Consider the following 22272-nt stretch of genomic DNA (forward strand, 5'->3'; position numbering starts at 1 on the left):
GACGCCGAACCAGCCTCACGCAGCGGTGACGCGCAGGCAACATGACCGCAACCGGACGTTCGTACTGTGCGGGAATGACCAGTCCCGTCACCACACCTCGCCCCGCTGGAACCGGTCTCGACATCTCCGGCCTCGGCAAGACCTTCGAGATGGGTCGTCGGTCGGTGACCGCGCTGACCGACGTGTCCCTTCAAACCAGCGAAGGCTCCTTTCTGTCTCTGCTCGGGCCGTCCGGATGCGGGAAGTCCACCGTTCTCCGCATCCTTGCGGGCCTCGACACTCCGACGTCGGGAACAGCACTTGTCAACGGACAGTCGCCCGCCGAGTTACGCAAGCGCCGCGAACTCGGAATCGCCTTCCAGGATTCGGCTTTGCTGCCGTGGCGGACGGTGACCTCCAACATCAAACTGCCGCTTCAGGTTGCCGGCATCGATCCCGACCCCGACCAGATCGCCGACCTGATCGCTCTCGTCGGCCTCGAAGGATTCGAGAAGGCCAAGCCCGCTCAATTGTCCGGCGGTATGCGTCAGCGTGTGTCGATCGCACGATCGCTCGTGGTCAAGCCGAGTGTCCTGCTACTCGACGAACCCTTCGGCGCACTGGACGACATGACCCGCCAACGGCTCAACATCGAATTGCTCAGGATCTGGACCGAGAAACCGGCGACCACGTTGATGGTGACTCACGGAATCGCCGAAGCCGTGTTCCTCTCCGACGTCGTTGCCGTCATGACGCCGAGGCCCGGACGCGTCCTCGAAGTCGTGCCGATCGACCTGCCGCGCCCGCGTACTCCCGAGATGATGCGTACACCCGAGTTCCACGAGATCCACGACTACCTCTCCGGACTGCTCTTCGGAAAAGCAGGCGTCGCATGACAATTACCGATATCGAGAACGTCGCGACCGCGGCGGCGCAGCAATCTGTACCGCGCCGGATCCGATTGAAGCGTCCAACGTGGTTCGGCGGTGCAGTCGGCATCTGCGGACTGATCGTTCTCTGGTGGATTCTGGCGGCGGCCGGTGTTGCGGGAGGCACGATTCCGACGCCGTGGGTGGTTGTCTCGACGATGTTCGACGACGGTTGGTCGCTGTACGGACCCAATTTCACCGTCACGGCTTCCGGTGCGCTGCAGGGCTTTCTCTGGGGAAATCTGCTGGCGATCACGCTTGCCGTGCTTGTCGTCCTCATTCCGCCCATCGAGGGATTGGCCACACAATTGGCGATTCTGAGCTACTGCACACCGCTGTTGGCGCTTGGCCCAATCATCCTGGTCGTCTTCGGCGGCCGGACCCCCACGATCTTTCTCGCCGCGATGTACTGCTTCTTCACCACGATGGTCGGCACACTCGCTGGCCTGAGATCGGCCGACAAGACGAGTCTCGATCTCGTTGCCGCCTACGGTGGTGGGCGTTGGCAGAAGTTCACCAAAGTTCAACTGGTGAGCGCACTTCCGAGTACCTTTGCCGCCCTCAAGATTGCTGCACCCTCGGCTGTACTCGGTGCCATCCTCGGAGAGTATCTCGGCGGGGTGGACAGCGGGATCGGCGTCGCACTCACGGCCGCTCAGACGTCGTACAACGTCCCGCGAACGTGGGGAATGGCCATCGCCGCCGCCTTGCTCGCCGGCCTGGGATACGCCGTCGTCGCAGCGATCGCCCGGCTCGTCACCCCGTGGACGAGCGCTCCGGGAGCACAGAAATGACCGCGGTACGAGGAACATTGAGATTCCTCGCTCCGATTGCCATCGCCTCGGCACTGCTGCTTGTCATCTGGGTGGTCTTCCTCAACGCCTTCCCCCAGGTCGGCCCGCGTGTGGGAAAGACGCCGGCCGACGTCTGGGAGTACCTGTTCTCCGGTCCTAAGTCCGCCGACGCTCGTTCGGGCATCATCGACAACCTGTTCATCACTCTGCGCGACGCCGGTGTCGGCTTTGCCGTCGGAATGACTGCCGCGCTCGTGGTGGCGTCGATCTTCGTCGTTTCCCGCACTGTCGAACAGACTTTCATGCCCGTTGCAATGCTTCTACGATCTGTTCCTCTCGTTGCGATGACCCCGATCATCGTCCTGATATTCGGCCGCGGAATCGTGGGTGTGACGGTCATGGTTGCGATAGTGGTGTTCTTCCCAGCCCTCGTCATGATCATGGTCGGTCTACGTGCCGCTCCGGCTCAGGCACAAGACCTCATAGCTGCGTACGGCGGGAGTCGTTGGACCGCATTGCGAATGGTGTCCGTACCGTCCGCACTTCCGGCGGTGTTCGCCGCCGCTAGGGTGTCAGTGCCCGGCGCTTTGATCGGAGCACTGATCGGCGAATGGCTCGGTAGCGGTCAAGGCTTGGGTTCGAGCATGATCAAAGCCATTCCGCGCTACCAGTACAACGAATTGTGGGCATCTATCGTGGTGATCACCGTGGTGTCGATCGTCCTCTACGCCGTGGTCGGGATCTTCGAAAGCATCGCTCTGTCTCGCTTCGGTCCTTCGGCGGGCAAGTCGTGACATCTGTTAACACGACCTCAACAAACTCTCTCTCCCAAGCAAACTGAACGAAACCGACTGGCCCTAGTGTTCCGATTCATGACGCCATTCAAGCCCGTCCGCCAGCTGGACCGCAGGGCCTTCTTCCGCTACTCCGCGCTGACCGGCATCGCAGTCGCCGGTAGTGCGTCATTGCTCGCGTGTAGCAGTGACTCCAGCAGTTCGAGTGGCGGAACCACGGACGACGGTTCCGAATTCGGAACAGTTGCAGTGCAGTTGTCCTGGATCAAGAACATCGAGTTCGCCGGCGAGTACTTCGCTCTCGACAAGGGGTACTACAAGGATGCCGGGTTCGGGAATGTAGACCTGGTGGCAGGTGGCGCAGCCGGTACCGGCGTCGAAGCCGGCTTGGACACCGGCAAGGTGTGGATCGGAATGTCCGCACCGCAGCTCACAGCACCCGCCGTACTCGACGGACTGGAGGCAAAGATCGTCGGGGCGACGTTCCAGAAGAATCCGTTTGCGATTGTCAGTTCCGCTGCGGCACCGATCAACTCACCGCAGGACATGATCGGCAAGAAGATCGGCGTCCAGGATTCCAATCAGCTCGTCTTCGGAGCTCTCCTGGCAGCAAACGGCCTGACCGAAAGCCAGATGACGATCGTGCCCGCGCAGTTCGATCCGAGCCCCCTGGCAAACGGCGAGGTGGACGGCTGGGTCTCCTACGTGACCAACGAGCCGATCACACTGGCCGCCAAAGGTTTCCCCAACGCCCACTTCCTCTTCGCGGACTACAACTTGCCGTTGGTCGCCGAATCGTTCACGGTTCTCCAGTCCACCATCGACAACGAGAGGGACAAGCTCAAGGCATTCCTGAAGGCCGAGATCCAGGGATGGAAGGATGCGGTCGCTGATCCGGCAGAGTCGGCGCGGCTTGCCGTCGAGGTCTACGGCAAGGACCAGAACCTGGAACTCGAAGAGCAGATCAAGGAAGCCACCGCACAGAACGATCTTGTGGTGTCGGCAGATACCAAAGCAAACGGGTTGTTCACGATGACACCCCAACTGATCGAACAGAACATCGCGGCACTGTCGAAAGCGGGGCTGGAGATTACGGCGGACCAACTGTTCGACATGTCGATCCTCGAAGAGGTGTACGCCGAGAATCCGGAGTTGATCTGACTGAGCCGAGCGTCAACGAACCTCTCGCGCGAGTACGCCCGAGATGAATAGTTGTACAAGGACCTCGGCCTTGTACCGGGCATCGGACCCAGCACCGATACAAAGGTTCCCGATGCCTTTGAGCACGTTGTACGCATCGACCCGCGAAGCAGTGCCAACAGACTCGAGCGCTGCCTCCAGGAGGGAGCCACATACCGGGACGAGGCGGTCGACGAAGTAGGCGTGCAGAGCGTCGGACCCGGCGCTGTCTCCTTGCAGTGCGCCGGCGAGCCCGTGCTTGGTGACCAGGAACTCCACGAACAAAGCCACCCATGCCCGCAAAGCCGCCTCCGGCGTTGCACTCTCCGCGAGCATCTGTGGGCCCGCGTCCGCACACGCCTCGACTTGGTGTCGGTATACGGCGACCACCAACTCGGGGCGCGTCGGGAAGTGGCGGTAGATCGTCCCCATGCCGACGCCGGCCTTCGCCGCAATCTCCCGCACCGGAGCGTCGACTCCGGACTCTACGAACACTGCTGCCGCCGCGTCGAGCAGCGCCTGCTCGCTTCGACGTGGGCGACCGACTTGCTTGGGAGAGGCGACGCGCGACTGCTCGTCCTGGGCATCAGCCATGTGCACTCCTCGCTGACTCACGACATATGTTTGCATTACGGAACAACGTTCCGTAATGTTGCGGAGCGACGCTCCGATAACCAGTATCGCAGGGTGCAGCCTCAGCAAGGAACTTGCCATGACCTCATCAATGATCGACACGCTGAACGGCATCATCGGCGCCGGCACCCCGGTCGTCTCCGTTGCCCCCGTCGAGTTGTTCGCCCTCGATCGACCAGTCCCGCTGGAAGTACGTGTGTCTGCTCCGGCGGCAGGCACGAACCTCCCCGTTGTGGTGTTCTCCCACGGCAACGGGTGGAACCTCGATGGATACTCGCCACTCACGGCATTCTGGGCATCCCACGGATTCGTGGTGATCCAGCCGACACACCTGGACTCGCGCCGGAACGGTTTCGGGTTCGATCACCCGGTGTTCCCGACGATCTGGACCGAGAGGATCGCGGATCTCACACGCATCCTCGATCAGCTCGACACCATCGAATTTGCCGTGCCCGGACTTGCCGGCCGCATCGACCGCAGTCGAGTTGCCGCCACGGGCCACTCCTGGGGTGGGCAAACCGCTCAGTCACTCCTCGGAGCACGGATCTTCGACGAAGCCGGCCAGGTCGTCGGCCAGGACATGTCCGACAGTCGCGTCACCGCGGGAATCCTTTTCGCAGCAACCGGTCTCGGCGGCGAGAACCTACATCCGTTCGCGCAGGCGAACTTCCCGTTCATGCGCCCCTCGTTCCAGGAACTGACAACGCCGACACTCGTCGTCGCGGGCGACCACGACCAGTCCAAGATGTCCAGCCGCGGACCTGACTGGTTCACCGACGCCTACACGCACAGCCCAGGAGCCACCGACCTCCTGACCTTCTACGGTGCCGAGCACGCACTCGGCGGAATCGTCGGATACGAAGTCGCCGAGACCACTGACGAAAACCCAGAGCGGGTCGCCGCCATCCAACGGATGAGTACTGCCTACCTTCGGACCGCGTTGCGCATCGATGAGACCAGCTGGCCAGCGGCCCAGGCCGCATTCAGCGACAACGCCGACCCGATCGGCCGAGTCGACACCAAGTAATGCGGCAGTGATCCAACTTATTGGCCGAAGTTGAACCTGAGATTCGCATTGATCAATGTATTGAGCCGCTTTCGCATCCTGACAACGTCCGACTCGGACGGTATCGGATCTTCGAGGAAGAGCGTCCAACGCAGCATCGTGCCGTTTCCGACCGCCTCGATGTCGAATCGGATGACGGCGTCGGGACGGTCCGGCCAGATCGACGACCAGATCACCAGCTCCGGTTCTTCAGCCCTGACGATCTCCGGTGCGATCTCGCTCTCGAGCAGTTCCAACCAGTGCCGGGCGGGCTGGCGGTACGGATCGATCAATGCCTCGAACATGAAGCGCGCAGGCGGCGGCTGGCTCCGGCGCCTCGTCGCGACTTGCTGCATGGCACGAGCGTAACCGCCTCTCAAGGGCATACCTCTGCCTTCGCAGTGCTGGATCCACGAAAACTGGGATAAACCGGGCATCGACGGAGGACACTCAGGAGCACATCCGTCTGGGAGGGCCGCTCATGCGTAAACGCCATCAGGTTCTGCTTGCAGTGTCCGCAGCGATCGGGCTGTCTCTGACGCCGATCAATGCGTCGGCAACACCGAGCACGGGAGTACACGGTGAAATCCTCGGGCAGGTGACTTTCGACGGCAAGGACTACATCCTGCGCCAGATCACCATCGACCCCGGCGGTTCCACCGGTTGGCACTTCCACGACGGGACGCTCTACGCGCTGATCGCGCAGGGCACGTTGAGCCACTACCGATCCGATTGCTCCGTCGACGGGATCTACAGCGCCGGAAATACTTTGATCGAACCGAGCGGTTCAGATCATGTGCACATCGGAAATAACTCTCAGACAACACCATTGGTGCTCGAGGTCGTCTACGTCAATCCGGCGGGCAGCCCCCTCTCCGAAGATGCTGCGCCGCCCAACTGCCAGCTACCCGGCTGACGACGCCGAAGCGGTAAACCTCACCGGCATCGATTCGAGACCGGACACGAAGTTGGCGGCACGCCGCTGCAACGGCGCGTCGGTGGCGAGTTCCATTCCCGGCAGCCTGGCGAAGAGTTGCTCGAACATGATCCGTCCCTCGAGCCTGGCCAGCTGATTACCCAGACAGAAATGCGTTCCGAAGCCGAAGGCCACGTGTGGATTCGGTGTGCGGCCGATATCGAACCGTTCGGCGTTCAGGAACACGGACTCGTCGAAATTTGCCGATTCGAAGAGCAGTAGCATCTTCTCGCCCGCCTTCAGCTGCGCACCGAAGAAATCGGTATCACGGGTCAGAGTGCGAGCCATGTTCTTGATCGGCGAGGACCACCGCAACAGCTCCTCCATCGCCAACGGAATGGCATCGGGATCGTCGACCAGCGCTCGATGCTGGTCCGGATGGCGCAGCAGTTGCTCCATGCCGCCGCTCAGGACGTGCCGTGTGGTCTCGTCACCGCCGATGAGGATCAGTAGGGACTCGTTGACGATTTCCTGATCGGAGAGGGCCTCGCCGTCAACCGCGCTGTGAATCAATGTGCTCACCAAATCGTCGGCCGGCTCGCTCCTCCGCTCGGCAATGGTTCGCATCATGTACGCGGTGAAGTCGACATACGCAGCCATCATGGCCTGCAGTTGCTCCTGGGAAGCGTTGCTTCCCAATGCCTTCACCAGATCATCCGACCACCGCAGAAACAACGCGCGTTCCTCGGGACGGACACCCAACATGTCGCCGATGACGGCCATGGGAAGTGGTGCGGCCAGGTCTGCGACGAAGTCGGCTTCTCCTTTCTCACAGACGGCGTCGATCAGTTGATCGCAGATCTCCCGGATACGGCCGGCCTTGGCTTCGACCTTCTTGCGTGTGAAACCCGCGTTGACCAAGCGTCGACGCGTGAGGTGCTGCGGGTCGTCCATGTCGATCATCTGCGGCAACGGACCCGTTTCGGGGCGGATGCCGCCGGCGTTGGAGAACAGTTCGGGATCCCGCTCGGCTGCGATGACGGCGTCGTAGCTCGCGGCCGCGGTGATTCCGTTGGCGTCGTCTCGGTACACGGGCTCGTGATCACGCATCCAGGCGTATGCGTCGCGCACATTCCCGAGGTCTCCGCTGTAGAAGCGTCCGTCGATCAAATCGAAGGTCGGTCTGGTAGCCATCACTCCACCTCTCGCACAACCCTTGCCTCAATAAGTAGAACCTGTTCCTATATAGCGTGGGGCGTTTTCACCGAAGCCGGACCGGAAAACCTCCAGAAGCAGCACGCGAGCCCGCCGGAGCAACGACCAGGAGACACGCATGGACGACGACACCGCCTCAGCGGGCATACCCACTTTCACCGGCACATCGATACTGGTGACCGGCGGCGGTAGTGGCATCGGCCTGGGCATCGCTCGTTCGCTCGTTGCGTCTGGCGCTCACGTCACGATCTGCGGACGCAACAAGGAGAAACTCGAAGCTGCCGCCGAATCGACCCGGCAGTCGAGTCCGGAAGGATCGGTCAGCGTCTCCCCTACCGACGTCACGATCGAGGCAGACGTCGTCGCCGCTGTTGCCGCGGCGGTCTCCGTCACCGGAAAGCTCGACGGAGTCGTGGCCTGCGCCGGCGGGAACGAAACCATCGCACCGGTCACGCAACTCGACGTCGACGCGTGGCGCCGCACCGTCGACCTCAACGTCACGGGGACCATGCTGACGATCAAGCACGGCGCTCGGGCGCTGGTGGCAGGCGGCGGTGGATCCATCGTCGCGATCTCGTCGATCGCCAGCAGCAACACACATCGCTGGTTCGGCGCGTACGGTGTCTCGAAGTCCGGCGTCGACCACCTGGTGCAGTTGGCAGCAGACGAACTGGGCGCCAGCAACATTCGTGTCAACGCGATCCGCCCGGGGCTGACCCGAACGGATCTGGTCGCGCTCATCACCGACGGTGGCCCCATCCTGGACGACTACCTGGCCAACACGCCGCTCGAACGCGTCGGCGAGGTCGAGGACGTCGCCGGACTCGCTTCCTTCCTCCTCGGACCGCAGTCCACCTGGATCACCGGGCAGATCATCAACGTCGACGGAGGCCAAATGCTGCGCCGCGGACCGGATTTCCGCTCGATGCTCGAACCCGTCTACGGATCCGACGGGCTCCGCGGGGTGGTCGCGCCATGAGCTACACGATTCTGGGCAAGAAGGTCGAGATGCCCGTCGAAGTTCGCACCGCGTCAGCCTTCATGGCGTTGTACTCGGTACCCAGCGCAACGGCGCAGTCGATCATCGATTACACCGGCTTGACCGTCCTCCAATACCGTCCCGGCCGGGCGCTGTGCGGCCTGGTTTTTGTCGACTACATCGATGGGGATCTGGGGCCGTACAACGAATTCGGGGTGACGTACATGGTGCGTAGCCACACTGCGCCTCCCGAAACCTCGGTGCTGGGAGATCTACGTTCGCTCGCTGCCGGAACTGCAGGGGCACTCATTCACGAGTTGCCGGTGGACGGAGAGTTCACCAAGGCCGCCGGCCGGGAAATCTGGGGATTCCCGAAGGTGCTCGCCGAGTTCGACACCGAGCACGTCGGCTCGGTCAAGCGCGGATCCGTCTCGCGCGACGGCAAACTCATCACACAGTTGAGTGTGAAGTCCGGCGTCAGCGTGCCTGGCGGCGGAGCCAACATGTCGTTGGCCGCGTACTCGCATCTCGACGGCGCAACCAGGTGCACGTCGTGGGACATGGCGCCGACCGGCGTCAAATCGCGCCCTGGTGGAGCAGAGGTTCAGCTGGGTAGTCACCCGATGGCGGCGGAGCTTCGGAAACTGGGACTCCCCCGCAGGGCCCTGATGACCACGACCATCAAAAACCTGGCGATGACGTTCGGGGAGGCGACAACGATCTGAGTGTCAGCCGACGGCACCCCTTTCGGTCACGTGTGACTCGGGCTACACTCCTGGACGGTTGACCAACTCGCGTCAGACCGCCCGAAAGGACACTCGTGCAGATCACCCGACGCACCGTACTGGCAGGCGCTGCCGCCGCACCTGCGCTCGCCGCTCTGTCGACGAACCAGGCCGTCGCAGCTTCGCCGGCACGCACTGTTTCACCCGCACGTACCGACAAGTCGTCGTCGTTGCAGGTGGGCGTCGGGATCTCCGATGTGACCGGACCGGTCGCCGAGGTCGGCATGATGGGCTACTCGAGCTTCGACCAACGCGCCGAAGGACTGCACCAGCGAATGCGCGCACGCGCCTTCATCTTCGAGTCCGGCGGGTCACGGGTCGCCTACGTGTGCGTCGACAACTGCATGATCTTCCAGTCCGTTCACGACGAGGTCCTACGCCGGCTGGCTGGGAAATTCGGCGACATCTACACCGAACGCAACGTCATGTTGACGGCCATCCATTCACACGCGGCATGTGGTGGGGCCTCGCACAACTACGCGTACAACCTCGCAGTTCTCGGCTTCGAACTGCAGGTGTTCGAAGCCGAGGTCAACGGCATGGTCGAGGCGATCAGCGCTGCCCACGAGAACCTGGCGCCGGGCTCCGTCCGTTTCGGGCGGTCCGATCTCACCGATGCCAGCGTCAACCGATCGCGAGTGGCGTTCGACCTCAACCCCGAAGAGGACAAGGCCTACTACCCCGGTGGCAACGATCACCACATGCGTGTCATGCGGATCAGTCGGGGCAGCAAGGACATCGGGGCGATCAACTGGTTCGCTACCCACTGCGCCTCGCTCACGAACGAGAACCATCTCATCTCCGGGGACAACAAGGGCGCCGCGGCGTACTTCTGGGAGCACGACGACCGGGGTGTGCGTTACCTCGACGGCGACACCAGCTTCATTGCCGCTTTTCCGCAGACCAACAGCGGCGACATGTCACCGAACCTCTTCCTCGAGCCCGGACGCGGACCGACCGAGGACGAATTCGAGAATGCACGCATCATCGGGCTGCGCCAGGTTGCGGCGGCTCAAACTGCCTTCGGCTCGGCCTCCGAAACCGTCACTGGTGGTGTCGACAGTCGGATCATGTACCTGGACATGGCAAATCAGGTGGTGAGCGGAAGATTCACTCCGGACGGGCGCGAGCACCGCACTGCACCGGCAGCGATCGGTGCGGCAATGAGCGCCGGAAGCGTCGAGGACGGGCCTGCAATTCCGATCTTCCCCGAGGGCACCCGAAACCCCATGATCGACGCCTTGGGCGGCATGGATGCTCCTGTGCCTCAATGGCTTCAGGATGCACAGGCCCCCAAGCTCGTAGTCGTTCCGGTCGGCCTGTTGCCACCGGGCGGATGGGTGCCGAACGTACTGAAGATCCAGATCCTGCGGATCGGCCAGTTCTACATCGTCGGTGGCCCTGCGGAATTCACCATCGTCTCCGGATTACGAGTGCGTCGAACCGTCGCCGAGGAGCTTGGGGTTCCCCTCGAGAGCGTCATCTTCCAGGGCTACGCGAACTCGTACTCGAGCTACTGCACCACGCCACAGGAATACGATTCGCAGCAGTACGAGGGCGGTTCGACGATGTTCGGCCGTTACACACTGCCGGCCTATCAACAGGGGTACGCCGCTCTCGCAGCCGCGATGCGCGACGGCACCGAACCTCCTCGCGGCCCCGCGCCGGCCGACCTGTCCGGGTTCCAACCCAGCTTCGGGCCTGGCGTCGACTTCGACGAGCCCTTGCCGGGAACACAATTCGGCGATGCGACCGTCCAGCCCGGCGACGGCTCACCGGGTGCGCAGGTTGCCGTCGAGTTCGTCACCGGCCACCCCAAGAACGACACTCACCGAAACGGGACCTTCTACGAGATCCAGCGAAATACCGGCGGATCCTGGACACGGGTCGCCGACGACAACGACTGGTCCACCAAACTGCACTGGCGCCGGGTCGGGAGCAACGGTTCCGTCGTTCGCATCACGTGGGATGTTCCGGCCGATACTCCGGCGGGTACGTATCGAGTCCAACACTTCGGTGCGTCGAAGGCTCGGGGTAGCGGCGCGATTTCGCCGTTCTCCGGGGTGACCGCCGAATTCCGCCTCACCTGACCCGCGTGAACGTATCGCTCCCCTTGTTGGACAAGGGGAGCGATACGTTCACGCGATGGGCTCAGAGCGCAGTGGTCAGGTTCAGGCGGCGGTCGAGTGCAGCGAGGTGCTCGACGTCGACTGCTCTGACGCTGCCGGGCGGTCGATCTTCGCCGCGACGATCAGGACCAGCAGACCGGCGACGGTGACCGCCGCCCCCATCCAGATCGGGGAGGTGAAGCCGAGTCCCGCGGCGATGGTGATTCCGCCCAGCCATGCACCGAGCGCGTTGCCGACGTTGAAGGCGGCAATATTTGCACCCGACGCCATGGTCGGTGCGGCCGACGCGTAGTTCATGATCCGCATCTGCAGACCTGGAACCGTCGCAAAACCGAAGGCGCCCATGAAGAACAGCGAGATCACGGTCATGACCTTGCTCTCGGCGGTGGCGGCGAACACGATCAGAACGACGGTCAGGATCGCGAGAATCCAGACCAGCGCCTTCGTCAGCGAGCGGTCGGCCGCCTTGGCGCCCAGGAAGTTACCGACGAACAGGCCCGAGCCGAAGAGGATGAGCAGCCACGGAACGCTGGACGTCGCGAAGCCGGTGACCTCGGTGAGGGTGAAGGCGATGTAGGTGAAGGCTCCGAACATTCCGCCGTAGCCGAGGATGGTGATGGCGATCGAGAGCCATACCTGCTTGTTGCGGAATGCCCCCAACTCTCCGCGCAATCCGCCACCGGTCGTGCTGGCGGGCGTCGTCGGGACGAGTGCTGCAATTCCGATCAGGGCGATGACGCCGATGACGGTGATGGCCCAGAAGGTCGAGCGCCATCCGAGTTGCTGGCCCAGCAGAGTGCCGAACGGAACGCCGAGAACGTTGGCGATGGTCAGGCCCGCGAACATCATCGCGATGGCGCCGGCGCGCTTGTTGGGCGCCACCATGTCGGCGGCAACCACCGAACCGATCCCGAAGAACGCACCGTGGCACAGTGCCGCGACGATGCGTCCGCCCATCATGACCTCGTAGGAGGGCGCGAGCGCGGACATCAGGTTGCCGATGATGAACAGCACCATGAGCGAGAGAAGGACCTTCTTGCGCTCGAAGCGGGTGACGGCAGCGGTCAGGAGGATCGCGCCGATCGCCACCGACAGTGCGTAGCCCGAGATCAGGTAGCCCGCGACGGACTCGGTGACCTCGAAATCAGCCGAGACCTCGGGCAGGAGGCCCATGATGACAAATTCGGTGAGGCCGATCCCGAACCCGCCCATAGCGAGGGCAATGAGACCCAATGGCATCTCGATGTTCCTTTCACAGATTTACGCGTAAGCCGTTAGCGGGCGTGTGCAGTAGTTGCAGGCGCGCTATAAATAGTTGCACGCGCGCGCTACATGCGCAAGCTGGTAACCTGGAGTCGCAGGAAACGGACAAGGAGAATCACATGGGGATCGCCGACGACGCCGTCGAAATCCGTTCGCAAGGGTGGCGCACGCTCGCAGCACTGCACGGCGCCCTCGACACCGAACTGGAACGCGCGCTCCAGCGTGAGCACAAACTGTCCGTCGTCGAATACACCGTGCTCGACGCTTTGAGCCGCCAGGACGGCTGGCACATGCGGATGGCCCAGTTGGCTCGCGCTGCCGCACTGAGCAGCAGCGCCACGACGCGCTTGGTCAATCGACTCGAAGATCGAGGACTACTGACGCGCATCCTGTGCGCCGACGACCGCCGAGGCATCTACACCGAACTGACGCCGGCCGGCCGCGAGCTTCTCGAAAGCGCACGGCCGACGCACGACGCCACCCTCGAGGCCGCACTCGACGAGGCATGCAAAACACCCGAACTCGCGCCACTGGTGCGCGCGCTCCACGAACTACCCGTCGGCTAGAAGTCTGCCGGAAGCAGGGCACGCTCCTCGATGCCCGAGACCACCTGAGCGACAAACACACTCGCATCGACGACCGCCCGCCCACCACGCGCAGGGACCAGAACGTCGACGGTGCCGCCGTGCACCTCGTTGTCCCCGATCACCGCGATGTACGGGTCACGGTGAGTGCGTGCCTCGCGGATGCGACGTCCCAACGATCCGTCAGGCGCGATCGCCACTCGAACATCGCGAGCCTCGAGATCGGCCCGCAAACGCTCGGCCTCAACCTGGTGCCGGTCGCCGACGGGCAGAATCGAGACTTGGTTGGGTGCCAGCCACGGCGGCATCCGCCCTTCGAACCTTTCGATCAAAAGCGCAGTCATGCGTTCCATCGACCCGAGCAAGCCCCGATGGATCATGACGGGGCGAGCCTTGGATCCGTCCTCAGCGGTGTACTCGAGGTCGAACCGCGCCGGTTGATTGAAGTCGAGTTGCACGGTCGAAAGTGTTTCCTCGCGGCCGTGCGCATCTCGCACCTGGACGTCGATCTTGGGACCGTAGAACGCTGCCTCCCCCTTCGCTTCCACGTACTCGATCGAGCGTGCATTCAGCGCCCCGCGAAGGTGATCCTCGGCGTCCGCCCACTGCTCGTCGGTGCCGAGGTACTGCCCCTCTCCCCCTCTGATCGAGAGTCGGTACCCCCGTTCGGCAATCCCCAGAGTCGAGTAGCAGCGCTCGATCGCGTCGAGCGCGACGATCACTTCCGCTTGCACTTGTTCACGACTACAGAAGACATGTGCGTCGTCGAGATTGATCTGTCGGACTCGACTCAATCCGCTGAGAACTCCGGAGAGTTCGCTACGGAACATCGAGCCGAGTTCACGAACACGGAAAGGTAGCTCGCGATAACTACGACCGCGAGCGGCGAATACCTGAGCGTGATGAGGACAGTTAGCCGGACGAAGGAGAAATGACTCTCCGCCTATCTTCATTTCGGGGAACATGTCTTCCGAGAACTTGGACCAATGACCAGATCTCTCGTACAACTCTTTCTTCGCCATAACCGGGGTATAGACACCCCGACAACCGGAGCGCGCTGCTTGTTCGGCGGCGAACTTTTCGAGTTCGTTCCTGATGACGGCGCCGTCCGGTAACCAGAGCGGAAGGCCGGCTCCGACTATGGGGGTGGTGGCGAAAAACTCCAGGTCGCGCCCGAGTTCGCGGTGGTCAACGCTCATGAGAGCTCTCCAAATCGTTCAAGGGGAGACGCACGCGGAGCGACGAAACAGGAAAGCCCCGGGGCGATAACTCCCGGGGCTGAAAGGGTTCGGTCAGCAGTTGCTAAACGATGCGCCGGAAGAGAACCGGCGTCGTCGTGTTGTGCGCAATACTGACCATGTACGTGAGGTTACATCAACTTCCTACCCACCTACAGCCCGAATTGTCGGGCCTCTATGCTGACGCAACTGGGAAGGCGCAGCAGTAGCCAACGAAACACCCACGAAGAGCGAAGTTTCGGCAATCATGTCCGAACGTGAGGTTCTCGGATATGAGGAGGATGTGCGACGGTGCCGGACCACTTGCTCGAACAGTTGATCACCATTCCTTTGTTCACCGGAATCATCGGGTACATCACCAATTGGTCGGGCGTCCTGATGCTGTTTGCGCCGATCAACTTCCACGGGATCAAAGTGCCCGGCCTCAAACTGCTCTTCCCGTTCCTCCCCCGACGCGTCCAGGTGATCCCCGCGATCACCAGCGACGGCAGATTCGGTTGGCAAGGCATCGTCCCCTCGCGGGCGGAGAAGATGGCGTCGATCGCCGTCGACAAATCCCTCGCGAAAGTCGGCAGCATCGCCGATTTCTATCGCGTCCTGGACCCGGACAGCATCGCCGAGCACTTGGTGAACATCTCCCGCAGTGAAGTGCGCGGCGTGGTCACCAGAATCATGACGGCCGAGAATCCTCAGCTGTGGCACAACCTTCCGACGTCGGTGAAGGAAGCCGTCTTCCGCAAGGTGGAGGACGATCTGCCGGCCAGCGTGCGCATGATCACCGACCGCATCGAAGAGGACATCGACGAGTTCATCGACGCGAAGCTGATGGTGATCCGCTACCTCTCCTCGCATCCCAAACTGCTCAACGACATCTTCCGCACGATGGGCAACAAAGAGCTCAGGTTCATGCAGAACTTCGGCTTCTACTTCGGGTTCCCGATGGGCTTCGTGCTCGTCGGAATCCTCCATCTGGTTCCGCAGTGGTGGGTGCTTCCCATCGGTGGCGTGATCATCGGGTACATCGTGAACTACCTCGGAATCACGATGATCTTCGAACCGATCACCCCCAGCCGTTGGGTGCCGTGGCGGCAGGGACTTTTCCTGAAACGTCGCACCGAGATCATCGCCGGGTACGCAAAAACCCTGGCCGATCACGTCGTGACGCTCGAGAACATCGGCACCGAACTCCTCGAAGGTCCCCGCTCGGACCGAACGCGGCGGATGCTCGATCAGGTACTGCGCGAATCCGTCGACGACGCCGCCGGCTGGGCAAAGTCGGTGGTCAAGATGACCGTCGGTTCGCAGAGCTACAAGCGTCTGCCCGGCCTGGCCACCACCGAAGTGCTCGATCTGTACCCAAGGGTCTTCGAGGACGCGGAGTTCGCCGAGAGCCAGTCGGAGAAGATTCGTGTCTTCGTCACCGAACGCATGAGCATCCTTTCACCGGAAGATTTCAGTGAACTACTACGCTCAGCCGTCAAACAGGACGAGTGGCTGTTGTTCGTACACGGGGCCGTGCTGGGCTCGTTTGCCGGTTTCCTGCACCTCGCAATATTCGGAGTATGAGTCGGAGTATGAGTATGAGTGAGCACGACCATCGCCTGATCGTCGAAGCGGAATCGTACGACTGGGCTGCGGACATCGCGCCGGTCGAATCAGTCGAAAAGCGTCTGATCCGCAGCCTTGTCGGGCTGACTGCCACGACGACGCTCACGTCGATCAAGCTGACGGGTTGGGCTTTCGGAACGGCGAAGGAGGCGACGCGGCAGATCGTTCAGGCTGCCGCCGAAGCCGCGGCAGAGGCCGCTGAATCGGCCAATGTTCAATCCGAACGTCGGGCCGAGAACTCCAACGGAGACGGCTCGCGGACCGAGAACCTACGGGCAGCAATGGCAACTCGAACCAATCGCAAACAGAGTGTCGAAGCCACTCTCGCGGCGCTGCGGGCACGCGGCGACAGGTTGCTGGACCGTTCCGCGGACGTGACCGATCGCGACGATCTGCACCCGGCCTACGACCGGATCCTCGACGAAATCGCGCCGGACGAAGCTCGAATTCTTCGGTTGCTGGCCACTTCAGGTGCGCAACCGAGCGTGGACGTACGTACGGCGCGGCCGTTCGGCGTCGGCTCGGAGATGATCGACGAGGGTCTGTCGATGATCGGAGAACTGGCGGGATGTCGCCATCTGGACCGCATCAGCGCGTACCTGAACAACCTGCATCGGCTCGGTTTGGTGGCGTTCTCACGCGAGCCCGTCGAGGCCGACCGGTACCAGGTGGTCGAGGTACAGCCGTCGGTGATCGAGGCGGTCAAGCGAGCCGGACGATCCAATAAGATAGTGCGTCGTAGCATCCTGCTGACGCCGTTCGGTGACGACTTCTGTCATACCTGTTTTTCTCTGTAGGGCCTCCGGCCCCGTGAGTGGTTAAGGAGCCCCTGGACTCCTTAACCACTCACGGGGTTGCCACTACAGCCAGGTATCTTCTGTCGTGGTCGTCAGGAACGCTTCCAGATCGTCACGCCAGGTAGCCGGAACAGTCTTGTCCGGCTCGATGCCCGTGTACTGCCCGCGATAGAAGAGCAGCGGGCGTTCGGTCTTGATCTCACTCATCGACGACACACGTCCGAAGACGACGTAGTGATCACCGCCGTCGTGGACTGTTTCCACTGTGCAGTCGATGTGGGCAAGCGACTTGTCGATGATCGGCGAGCCCAACGGTGATGGCGTCCAATCGATACCCGCGAACTTGTCCGGCTCACGTGACCCGAAACGAGCACACACCGCCTGCTGTTCCTCCGCCAACACGTTGACGGCGAACTTCCCGGTCCGCTCGATTGCCGCCCACGACCGAGAACCCTTGGTGGGGCAGAACAACACCAAAGGCGGGTCGAGTGACAGGGCGGCAAAAGACTGACACGCGAACCCGACCGGCTCACCGTCGTCGACTGTCGTGATGATGGTGATACCCGTGCAGAATTGCCCGAGAACCGTGCGGAACTGGCGTGGATCGATGGCCTGTTCCGCACTCACCGACGCGTCGGGCGAACTCACGGCTTCATTCCCACCGTGAAGTCGTGACCCCACAGGCTCACGGCCGTGCTTTCCCTCGCGATCCAGTTTTCGTCCTCGACCTCTAGCCCCTCACAACCGAATTCGATGTCGAACCCGCCCGGAGTCTTCATGTAGAACGAGAGCATCTCGTCGTTGACGTGGCGACCGAGAGTCGCCGACATCTTGACCTTCTTGCGCAGTGCCCGGTCGAGGCACAGTCCGACGTCGTCGGAGTTCTCCACCTCGAGCATCAGGTGCACGATGCCCGTCGGGTTGGGCAACGGCAGGAACGCCAAGCTGTGGTGACGCGGGTTGCAGCCGAGGAACCTCAGCCACGCCGGGTCGCCGTCCGCGGGCCGGCCGACCATCTGCGGAGGCAGACGCATCGAGTCGCGAAGCTTGAATCCGAGTACGTCGCGGTAGAACCGCAGCGAAGCATCGTCGTCGTCGGTGGTGAGCACGACGTGGCCGAGGCCCTGCTCGCCCGTCACGAACCTGTGCCCGTACGGGCTCACGATCCGGCGGTGTTCGAGAGCAGCTCCGTGGAACACCTCGAGGGAGTTGCCCGAGGTGTCCTCGAACGCGATCATCTCGACGACGCGACGGTCCTTGAGCTGCTCCGCCGTGCCTTCCTTGAACGGAACACCGGCTGCCGACAACCTGTCACGGATATCCTGCAGCTCAGCCGCATTCGCGGTTTCCCAACCCGAGACGAGCAGACGATCCGTGTCGTTCGGAACGATGACAAGACGCGCCGGGAAGTCGTCCATACGCAGATACAGCGATTCCGCGTCGACGCCCTTGCCCTCGATCATTCCGAGGATCTTGAGTCCGTATTCGCGCCACGCGGCCATATCGGTGGCCCCGATGCGCATGTACGCCAGAGATCGAATACCCATCATTTACCTCCGTCGAGCAGGAAGTCGGTTGCGAGCCGGTTGAATTCGTCGAACTTCTCGAGCTGCGCCCAGTGACCGCAACCGCCGAAGACGTGGAGTTGCGCGCGCGGGATCATCTTGAGCGCAACCAGTGCGCCGTCGAGGGGGTTGACCCGATCCTCACGGCCCCAGATCAGCAACACACGCTGTCGAAGCTTGTACGCCTCGCGCCAGAGCATGCCGAGCTCGAAGTCACCGCTGGAGAAGGACTTACCCATCGCCTTGGCCGCAGCCAGCGACTCGGGAGTGCTGGCGGCAGCAAAGCGTTCGTCGACGAGTTCCGGCGTGATCAGCTTCTGATCGAAGACCATGATCCGCAGGAACGCTTCGAGGTTCTCCCGTGTGGGCTGGTAGCTGAACTTCCCGAGGTTCTTGACGCCCTCGGTGGGGTCCGGCGCAAACAGGTTGACACTGAGACCGCCGGGGCCCATCAGAACGAGGCGACCCGCACGGTCCGGGTAGTCGAGCGCAAAGCGAACAGCAGCGCCACCACCGAGCGAATTACCCAGCAGGTCAACGCGACCGGTGATCTCGAGCGTATCCAGAAGATCATTGAGCGCCGACGCACTGTGCACGAAGTACTGCGGATGCTCCGTCGGCTTGTCGGACTGCCCGTAACCGGGCTGATCGACGGCGATGACGTGAAAGTTCTTCGCCAACACCGGAATGTTGCGGGCGAAGTTCGACCACGATGACGCGCCTGGGCCACCGCCGTGCAGCAGCACGATGGTCTTGTCGTTTCCGACGCCCGCCTCGTGGAAGTGCAGTTTCAGATCGGGGCGCACTTGCGCGAACCGCGAAGTGGACTCGTAGGTGAGAGCTTCTTCGGTGGTTGTCACTGAGCCTCCTCTAGACCATCGTGTCGGTGATCGGCAGACCGAATTCGCCGGTTCCGAACATGACGTATGCGCGTTCGGGATCGTTCGCGGCGTGGACGCGACCAGCGTGAGCGTCACGCCAGAAACGCTGAATCGGCGTGCCGTTCTGCAGCGCCGTGGCACCGGAGTTCTCGAAAAGCTTGTCGATCGAGGCGATCGCGCGGCCCGTGGCGCGCACCTGGTCGCGTCGAGCGCGCAGCCGCAGTTCCATCGGAACCTCTTCGCCTGCAAGGATCAACGCGTACTCGTCGGCGACGTTGCCGGAGAGCTGACGCCACGCGGCGTCGATGTCACTGGACGCCTCGGCGATGCGCACCTTGGCAAACGGATCGTCCTTCGACTTCTCGCCGGCGAACGCAGCGCGCACACGCTTGCCCTGGTGCTCGACGTGCGCTTCGTAGGCGCCGTAAGCCATTCCGACGATCGGTGCCGAGATCGTGGTGGGGTGAATGGTTCCCCACGGCATCTTGTAGACCGGCGCGGTGTTCTTCTCGAGGCCCGGGGCGGTCAATTCGCTCATCGCCCGGAAGCTCAGAACGCGATGCTTGGGAACAAAAACATCCTTGACCACAACGGTATTGGAGCCGGTTCCACGCAGGCCGACCACATTCCACACGTCGTCGATCTGGTAGTCCTCGCGAGGAATCAGGTAGCTCACGAAATCGACTGCGCGGCCGTCCTTGAACACCGGACCACCGAGAACGGCCCAGCTGGCATGGTCACAACCCGAGGACCACGCCCACGCACCGTTGACCTTGTATCCGCCCTCGACTACTTCACCCATACCCATCGGAGCGTAAGAGGACGAGATGCGCACGTCAGTGTCGTTGCCCCACACGTCTTCCTGTGCCTGCTGAGAGAAGAGGGCGAGGTGCCAGTTGTGTACCCCGATGATCGAGGAGACCCACCCTGTGGAACCACACGCGCTGGCGATCTTCTTGACCGCGGAGTAGAACAGCACCGGATCGGCTTCGTACCCGCCCCACTGCTTCGGCTGCAGCAAGCGGAAGAAGCCCGTTTCCTGGAGCCCCTTGATGGACTCGTCGGGGATACGACGCAGATCCTCGGTCTCCTGTGCGCGCTCGCGCAGTGCCGGCAGTAGTGCGTCGAGCCTCTGCATCACCTCGTGGCTGTCATGGTTACCCACTTCGACGCTCCCGTCTTCCTCGATCGGTTGGTTCACTTACACTTGAGACTAGAACACGTTCTCTTTTCTGTCGAGACGCTGACAAAGGTCCCGTTTGTGGCCGCAATGCTGTAACAAGTGCCCCCAAAATCTGGCGGAACCGGATCGAGTTCTATAACGTGTTCTACTAACAGCTAGAAGGGATGTGAGGTCACAATGGCGCAGATTCGCGAGATCGACGTCGGAACGGTGCAAACGCGTTTCGCCCGCGGTTGGCACTGCCTGGGTCTACTGAAGACCTTCAAGGACGGCAAACCGCACGCGATCGAGGCTTTCGGTACGAAGCTCGTGGTGTTCGCCGACAGCAAGGGCGACATCAAAGTTCTCGACGGATACTGCCGTCACATGGGTGGTGACCTCACACAAGGCGAGGTCAAGGGTGATTCCATCGCCTGCCCCTTCCACGACTGGCGCTGGGGCGGCAACGGAAAGTGCACCGGCATTCCTTATGCCCGCCGCGTGCCCCCGCTCGCACGTACCCGCGCGTGGACGACCCTCGAGCAGAACGGTCAGCTCTTCGTCTGGAACGACCCCGAGGGCAATCCGCCGCCCGAGGAGATCGTGATTCCTCGTATCGAGGGTGCGTACAGCGACGAATGGACCGACTGGACCTGGAACTCCATGGTCATCGAGGGGTCCAACTGCCGCGAGATCATCGACAACGTGGTCGACATGGCGCACTTCTACTACATCCACTACGCCTTCCCGACGTACTTCAAGAACGTCTTCGAAGGTGAGATCGCCACTCAGTACCTCAACACCACGGGCCGTCCCGACATCGGAATGGCCTCCCAGTACGGCGGCGACACGCTTCTTCGCTCCGAAGCTGCGTATTACGGACCGTCGTACATGGTCAATCCCCTGTGGAACAGCTACAGCGGATACGAGGTCGAGAGTGTTCTGATCAACTGCCACTACCCGATCAGCCCGGACTCGTTCGTGCTGCAGTGGGGCGTGACGGTGAAGAAGCCGACGGGTGTCTCCGACGAGATGGCCGACAAGTTGGCCGGCAAGTTCACCGAGGGCATCAGCGAGGGATTCCTGCAGGACGTCGCGATCTGGAAGAACAAGACCAAGATCGAGAATCCCCTTCTCTGCGAAGAAGACGGCCCCGTCTACCAGCTACGACGCTGGTACGAGCAGTTCTACGTGGACAAGGCCGACGTCACCGAGAAGATGACGCAGCGCTTCGAGTTCGAGGTGGACACCACCAAGGCAAACGAAGCCTGGCACGCCGAGGTCGAGGAAAACCTCGCACGCCAGAAGGCCGAGAAGGAAGCTGCAGCAGAAGCGGCAAAGAAGGAAGCAGAGGTCTAGTCGTGAGCGCCTCGATCGGAACCGACGCACGGTGGGCTCGTTGGGCCAAGGCACCGGACTTTGCCGGGCAAACGGAACGGCTCGAGGCGATCGCGGCCCAGACGATCGAGGACAAGCACGAATACCTCGACTCGGGTCTGCAGGAAGTCGACTGCAAGGCATGCGGCGCGTGCGTACTGGTTCGCAAGAACACGTACAAACACACCAGCGTTCAGTGGACTTCCGACCCGGCGCTGCGTTGCCACACCTTCAAAGAGGCAATTGCTTCCGGGCAGTCGTCGGCATTGAAAGACGGATGCCCGAAACTGCACGACAGCATCGCCGACGCGGTTAGGGACGGCACCATCACGGTGCGTGATCCCGAGGTCAGCTGACCTGATTGTGTAGAACGAGGGCCGACCCACGGGTCGGCCCTCGTTTTACGTTCCAGCGCCCGCG

The 22272-nt window shown here is 62.3% G+C and carries 23 protein-coding genes; 14 read left to right on the top strand and 9 right to left on the bottom strand.

Annotated elements, in window-relative coordinates; genetic code table 11:
- Nucleotides 1-41 precede the first annotated feature (41 nt).
- The 4 genes from QM596_RS17460 to QM596_RS17475 all read left to right on the top strand — a co-directional run bounded on the left by QM596_RS17460 (nt 42) and on the right by QM596_RS17475 (nt 3657).
- Nucleotides 42-875 (top strand): ABC transporter ATP-binding protein, encoded by an 834-nt coding sequence (locus QM596_RS17460; protein ID WP_020906250.1) that lies wholly within the window; start codon nt 42-44, stop codon nt 873-875.
- Nucleotides 872-1702: an ABC transporter permease gene (locus tag QM596_RS17465; protein WP_029254471.1), complete on the top strand. Its 831-nt coding sequence runs from the start codon at nt 872-874 to the stop codon at nt 1700-1702. The genes QM596_RS17460 and QM596_RS17465 overlap by 4 nt, the downstream gene beginning before the upstream one ends.
- A complete protein-coding gene (locus tag QM596_RS17470) occupies nt 1699-2496 on the top strand; it encodes an ABC transporter permease (protein ID WP_003945590.1) in 798 nt (265 codons plus the stop codon). Before QM596_RS17465 ends, QM596_RS17470 begins: the two co-directional genes overlap by 4 nt.
- A gap of 78 nt (nt 2497-2574) precedes the next feature.
- Nucleotides 2575-3657, top strand: a complete 1083-nt coding sequence (locus QM596_RS17475) for an ABC transporter substrate-binding protein (RefSeq protein ID WP_020968444.1) — start codon at nt 2575-2577, stop codon at nt 3655-3657.
- Between the two features lie 12 nt (nt 3658-3669).
- On the opposite strand, the gene QM596_RS17480 is transcribed toward QM596_RS17475, so the two are convergent.
- Nucleotides 3670-4269 (bottom strand): TetR/AcrR family transcriptional regulator, encoded by a 600-nt coding sequence (locus QM596_RS17480; RefSeq protein ID WP_029254470.1) that lies wholly within the window; start codon nt 4267-4269, stop codon nt 3670-3672.
- Between the two features lie 118 nt (nt 4270-4387).
- Here QM596_RS17480 and QM596_RS17485 point away from each other — a divergent pair, with 118 nt between their 5' ends.
- The gene (locus tag QM596_RS17485; protein ID WP_029254469.1) at nt 4388-5335 is read left to right on the top strand and encodes an alpha/beta hydrolase family protein; all 948 of its coding nucleotides are present in this window, start codon (nt 4388-4390) and stop codon (nt 5333-5335) included.
- Nucleotides 5336-5352: 17 nt separating this feature from the next.
- On the opposite strand, the gene QM596_RS17490 is transcribed toward QM596_RS17485, so the two are convergent.
- Nucleotides 5353-5709, bottom strand: a complete 357-nt coding sequence (locus tag QM596_RS17490; RefSeq protein WP_029537545.1) for a hypothetical protein — start codon at nt 5707-5709, stop codon at nt 5353-5355.
- 125 nt (nt 5710-5834) lie between these two features.
- On the opposite strand from QM596_RS17490, the gene QM596_RS17495 reads away from it, so the two are divergent.
- Nucleotides 5835-6269: a cupin domain-containing protein gene (locus tag QM596_RS17495; protein ID WP_003945598.1), complete on the top strand. Its 435-nt coding sequence runs from the start codon at nt 5835-5837 to the stop codon at nt 6267-6269.
- On the opposite strand, the gene QM596_RS17500 is transcribed toward QM596_RS17495, so the two are convergent.
- Nucleotides 6258-7463, bottom strand: coding sequence for a cytochrome P450 (locus QM596_RS17500; protein WP_283309561.1), 1206 nt, complete (start codon nt 7461-7463; stop codon nt 6258-6260). The genes QM596_RS17495 and QM596_RS17500 overlap by 12 nt on opposite strands.
- Nucleotides 7464-7602: 139 nt before the next feature.
- On the opposite strand from QM596_RS17500, the gene QM596_RS17505 reads away from it, so the two are divergent.
- The 3 genes from QM596_RS17505 (at nt 7603) to QM596_RS17515 (ending at nt 11338) form a co-directional block, all read left to right on the top strand.
- Nucleotides 7603-8463 carry an SDR family oxidoreductase gene (locus QM596_RS17505; RefSeq protein ID WP_283309562.1) on the top strand — a complete coding sequence of 287 codons (861 nt, stop codon included), beginning with the start codon at nt 7603-7605 and terminating at the stop codon, nt 8461-8463.
- Nucleotides 8460-9188 (top strand): acetoacetate decarboxylase family protein, encoded by a 729-nt coding sequence (locus QM596_RS17510; RefSeq protein ID WP_007734116.1) that lies wholly within the window; start codon nt 8460-8462, stop codon nt 9186-9188. Before QM596_RS17505 ends, QM596_RS17510 begins: the two co-directional genes overlap by 4 nt.
- A 95-nt stretch (nt 9189-9283) precedes the next feature.
- Nucleotides 9284-11338, top strand: a complete 2055-nt coding sequence (locus tag QM596_RS17515) for a neutral/alkaline ceramidase (RefSeq protein ID WP_283309563.1) — start codon at nt 9284-9286, stop codon at nt 11336-11338.
- An 81-nt stretch (nt 11339-11419) separates the two neighbouring features.
- On the opposite strand, the gene QM596_RS17520 is transcribed toward QM596_RS17515, so the two are convergent.
- The gene (locus QM596_RS17520) at nt 11420-12616 is read right to left on the bottom strand and encodes an MFS transporter (RefSeq protein WP_283309564.1); all 1197 of its coding nucleotides are present in this window, start codon (nt 12614-12616) and stop codon (nt 11420-11422) included.
- A 143-nt stretch (nt 12617-12759) separates the two neighbouring features.
- On the opposite strand from QM596_RS17520, the gene QM596_RS17525 reads away from it, so the two are divergent.
- Nucleotides 12760-13206, top strand: coding sequence for a MarR family winged helix-turn-helix transcriptional regulator (locus QM596_RS17525; protein ID WP_003945852.1), 447 nt, complete (start codon nt 12760-12762; stop codon nt 13204-13206).
- Here QM596_RS17525 and thrS read toward each other — a convergent pair.
- Entirely contained in the window at nt 13203-14423 is a 1221-nt protein-coding gene (thrS, locus tag QM596_RS17530; protein ID WP_060938435.1) for a threonine--tRNA ligase, read from the bottom strand. The two genes, QM596_RS17525 and thrS, sit on opposite strands and share 4 nt — an antisense overlap.
- A 330-nt stretch (nt 14424-14753) precedes the next feature.
- Between thrS and QM596_RS17535 the strand changes: the two genes are divergently transcribed.
- Nucleotides 14754-16028, top strand: a complete 1275-nt coding sequence (locus QM596_RS17535) for a DUF445 domain-containing protein (RefSeq protein WP_019746908.1) — start codon at nt 14754-14756, stop codon at nt 16026-16028.
- Nucleotides 16029-16042: 14 nt separating this feature from the next.
- Entirely contained in the window at nt 16043-16867 is an 825-nt protein-coding gene (locus tag QM596_RS17540; protein WP_019746907.1) for an Abi-alpha family protein, read from the top strand.
- Nucleotides 16868-16930: 63 nt separating this feature from the next.
- Here QM596_RS17540 and hsaB read toward each other — a convergent pair whose 3' ends face one another.
- Genes hsaB through hsaA form a run of 4 tightly spaced genes read right to left on the bottom strand, consistent with a single transcriptional unit; the run spans nt 16931 to nt 20478 of the window.
- On the bottom strand, nt 16931-17515 hold the full coding sequence (gene hsaB / locus QM596_RS17545; RefSeq protein ID WP_003945677.1) for a 3-hydroxy-9,10-secoandrosta-1,3,5(10)-triene-9,17-dione monooxygenase reductase subunit: 585 nt from the start codon (nt 17513-17515) through the stop codon (nt 16931-16933).
- Nucleotides 17512-18414, bottom strand: coding sequence for an iron-dependent extradiol dioxygenase HsaC (hsaC, locus tag QM596_RS17550; RefSeq protein ID WP_003945585.1), 903 nt, complete (start codon nt 18412-18414; stop codon nt 17512-17514). Before hsaC ends, hsaB begins: the two co-directional genes overlap by 4 nt.
- Nucleotides 18414-19292, bottom strand: coding sequence for a 4,5:9,10-diseco-3-hydroxy-5,9,17-trioxoandrosta-1(10),2-diene-4-oate hydrolase (hsaD, locus tag QM596_RS17555; protein WP_019746906.1), 879 nt, complete (start codon nt 19290-19292; stop codon nt 18414-18416). The genes hsaC and hsaD overlap by 1 nt, the downstream gene beginning before the upstream one ends.
- 10 nt (nt 19293-19302) lie before the next feature.
- Nucleotides 19303-20478: a 3-hydroxy-9,10-secoandrosta-1,3,5(10)-triene-9,17-dione monooxygenase oxygenase subunit gene (hsaA, locus tag QM596_RS17560; protein WP_031332838.1), complete on the bottom strand. Its 1176-nt coding sequence runs from the start codon at nt 20476-20478 to the stop codon at nt 19303-19305.
- A gap of 195 nt (nt 20479-20673) precedes the next feature.
- Between hsaA and QM596_RS17565 the strand changes: the two genes are divergently transcribed.
- Complete coding sequence (locus QM596_RS17565) at nt 20674-21834, top strand: 3-ketosteroid-9-alpha-monooxygenase, oxygenase component (protein WP_003945847.1); 1161 nt, start codon at nt 20674-20676, stop codon at nt 21832-21834.
- A 2-nt stretch (nt 21835-21836) separates the two neighbouring features.
- A complete protein-coding gene (locus tag QM596_RS17570) occupies nt 21837-22208 on the top strand; it encodes a hypothetical protein (RefSeq protein ID WP_003945499.1) in 372 nt (123 codons plus the stop codon).
- Nucleotides 22209-22272: the final 64 nt, after the last annotated feature.

Origin of the sequence: Rhodococcus sp. IEGM 1406, from assembly GCF_030056745.1 — a bacterium.
GTDB classification, from domain to species: domain Bacteria; phylum Actinomycetota; class Actinomycetes; order Mycobacteriales; family Mycobacteriaceae; genus Rhodococcus_F; species Rhodococcus_F erythropolis.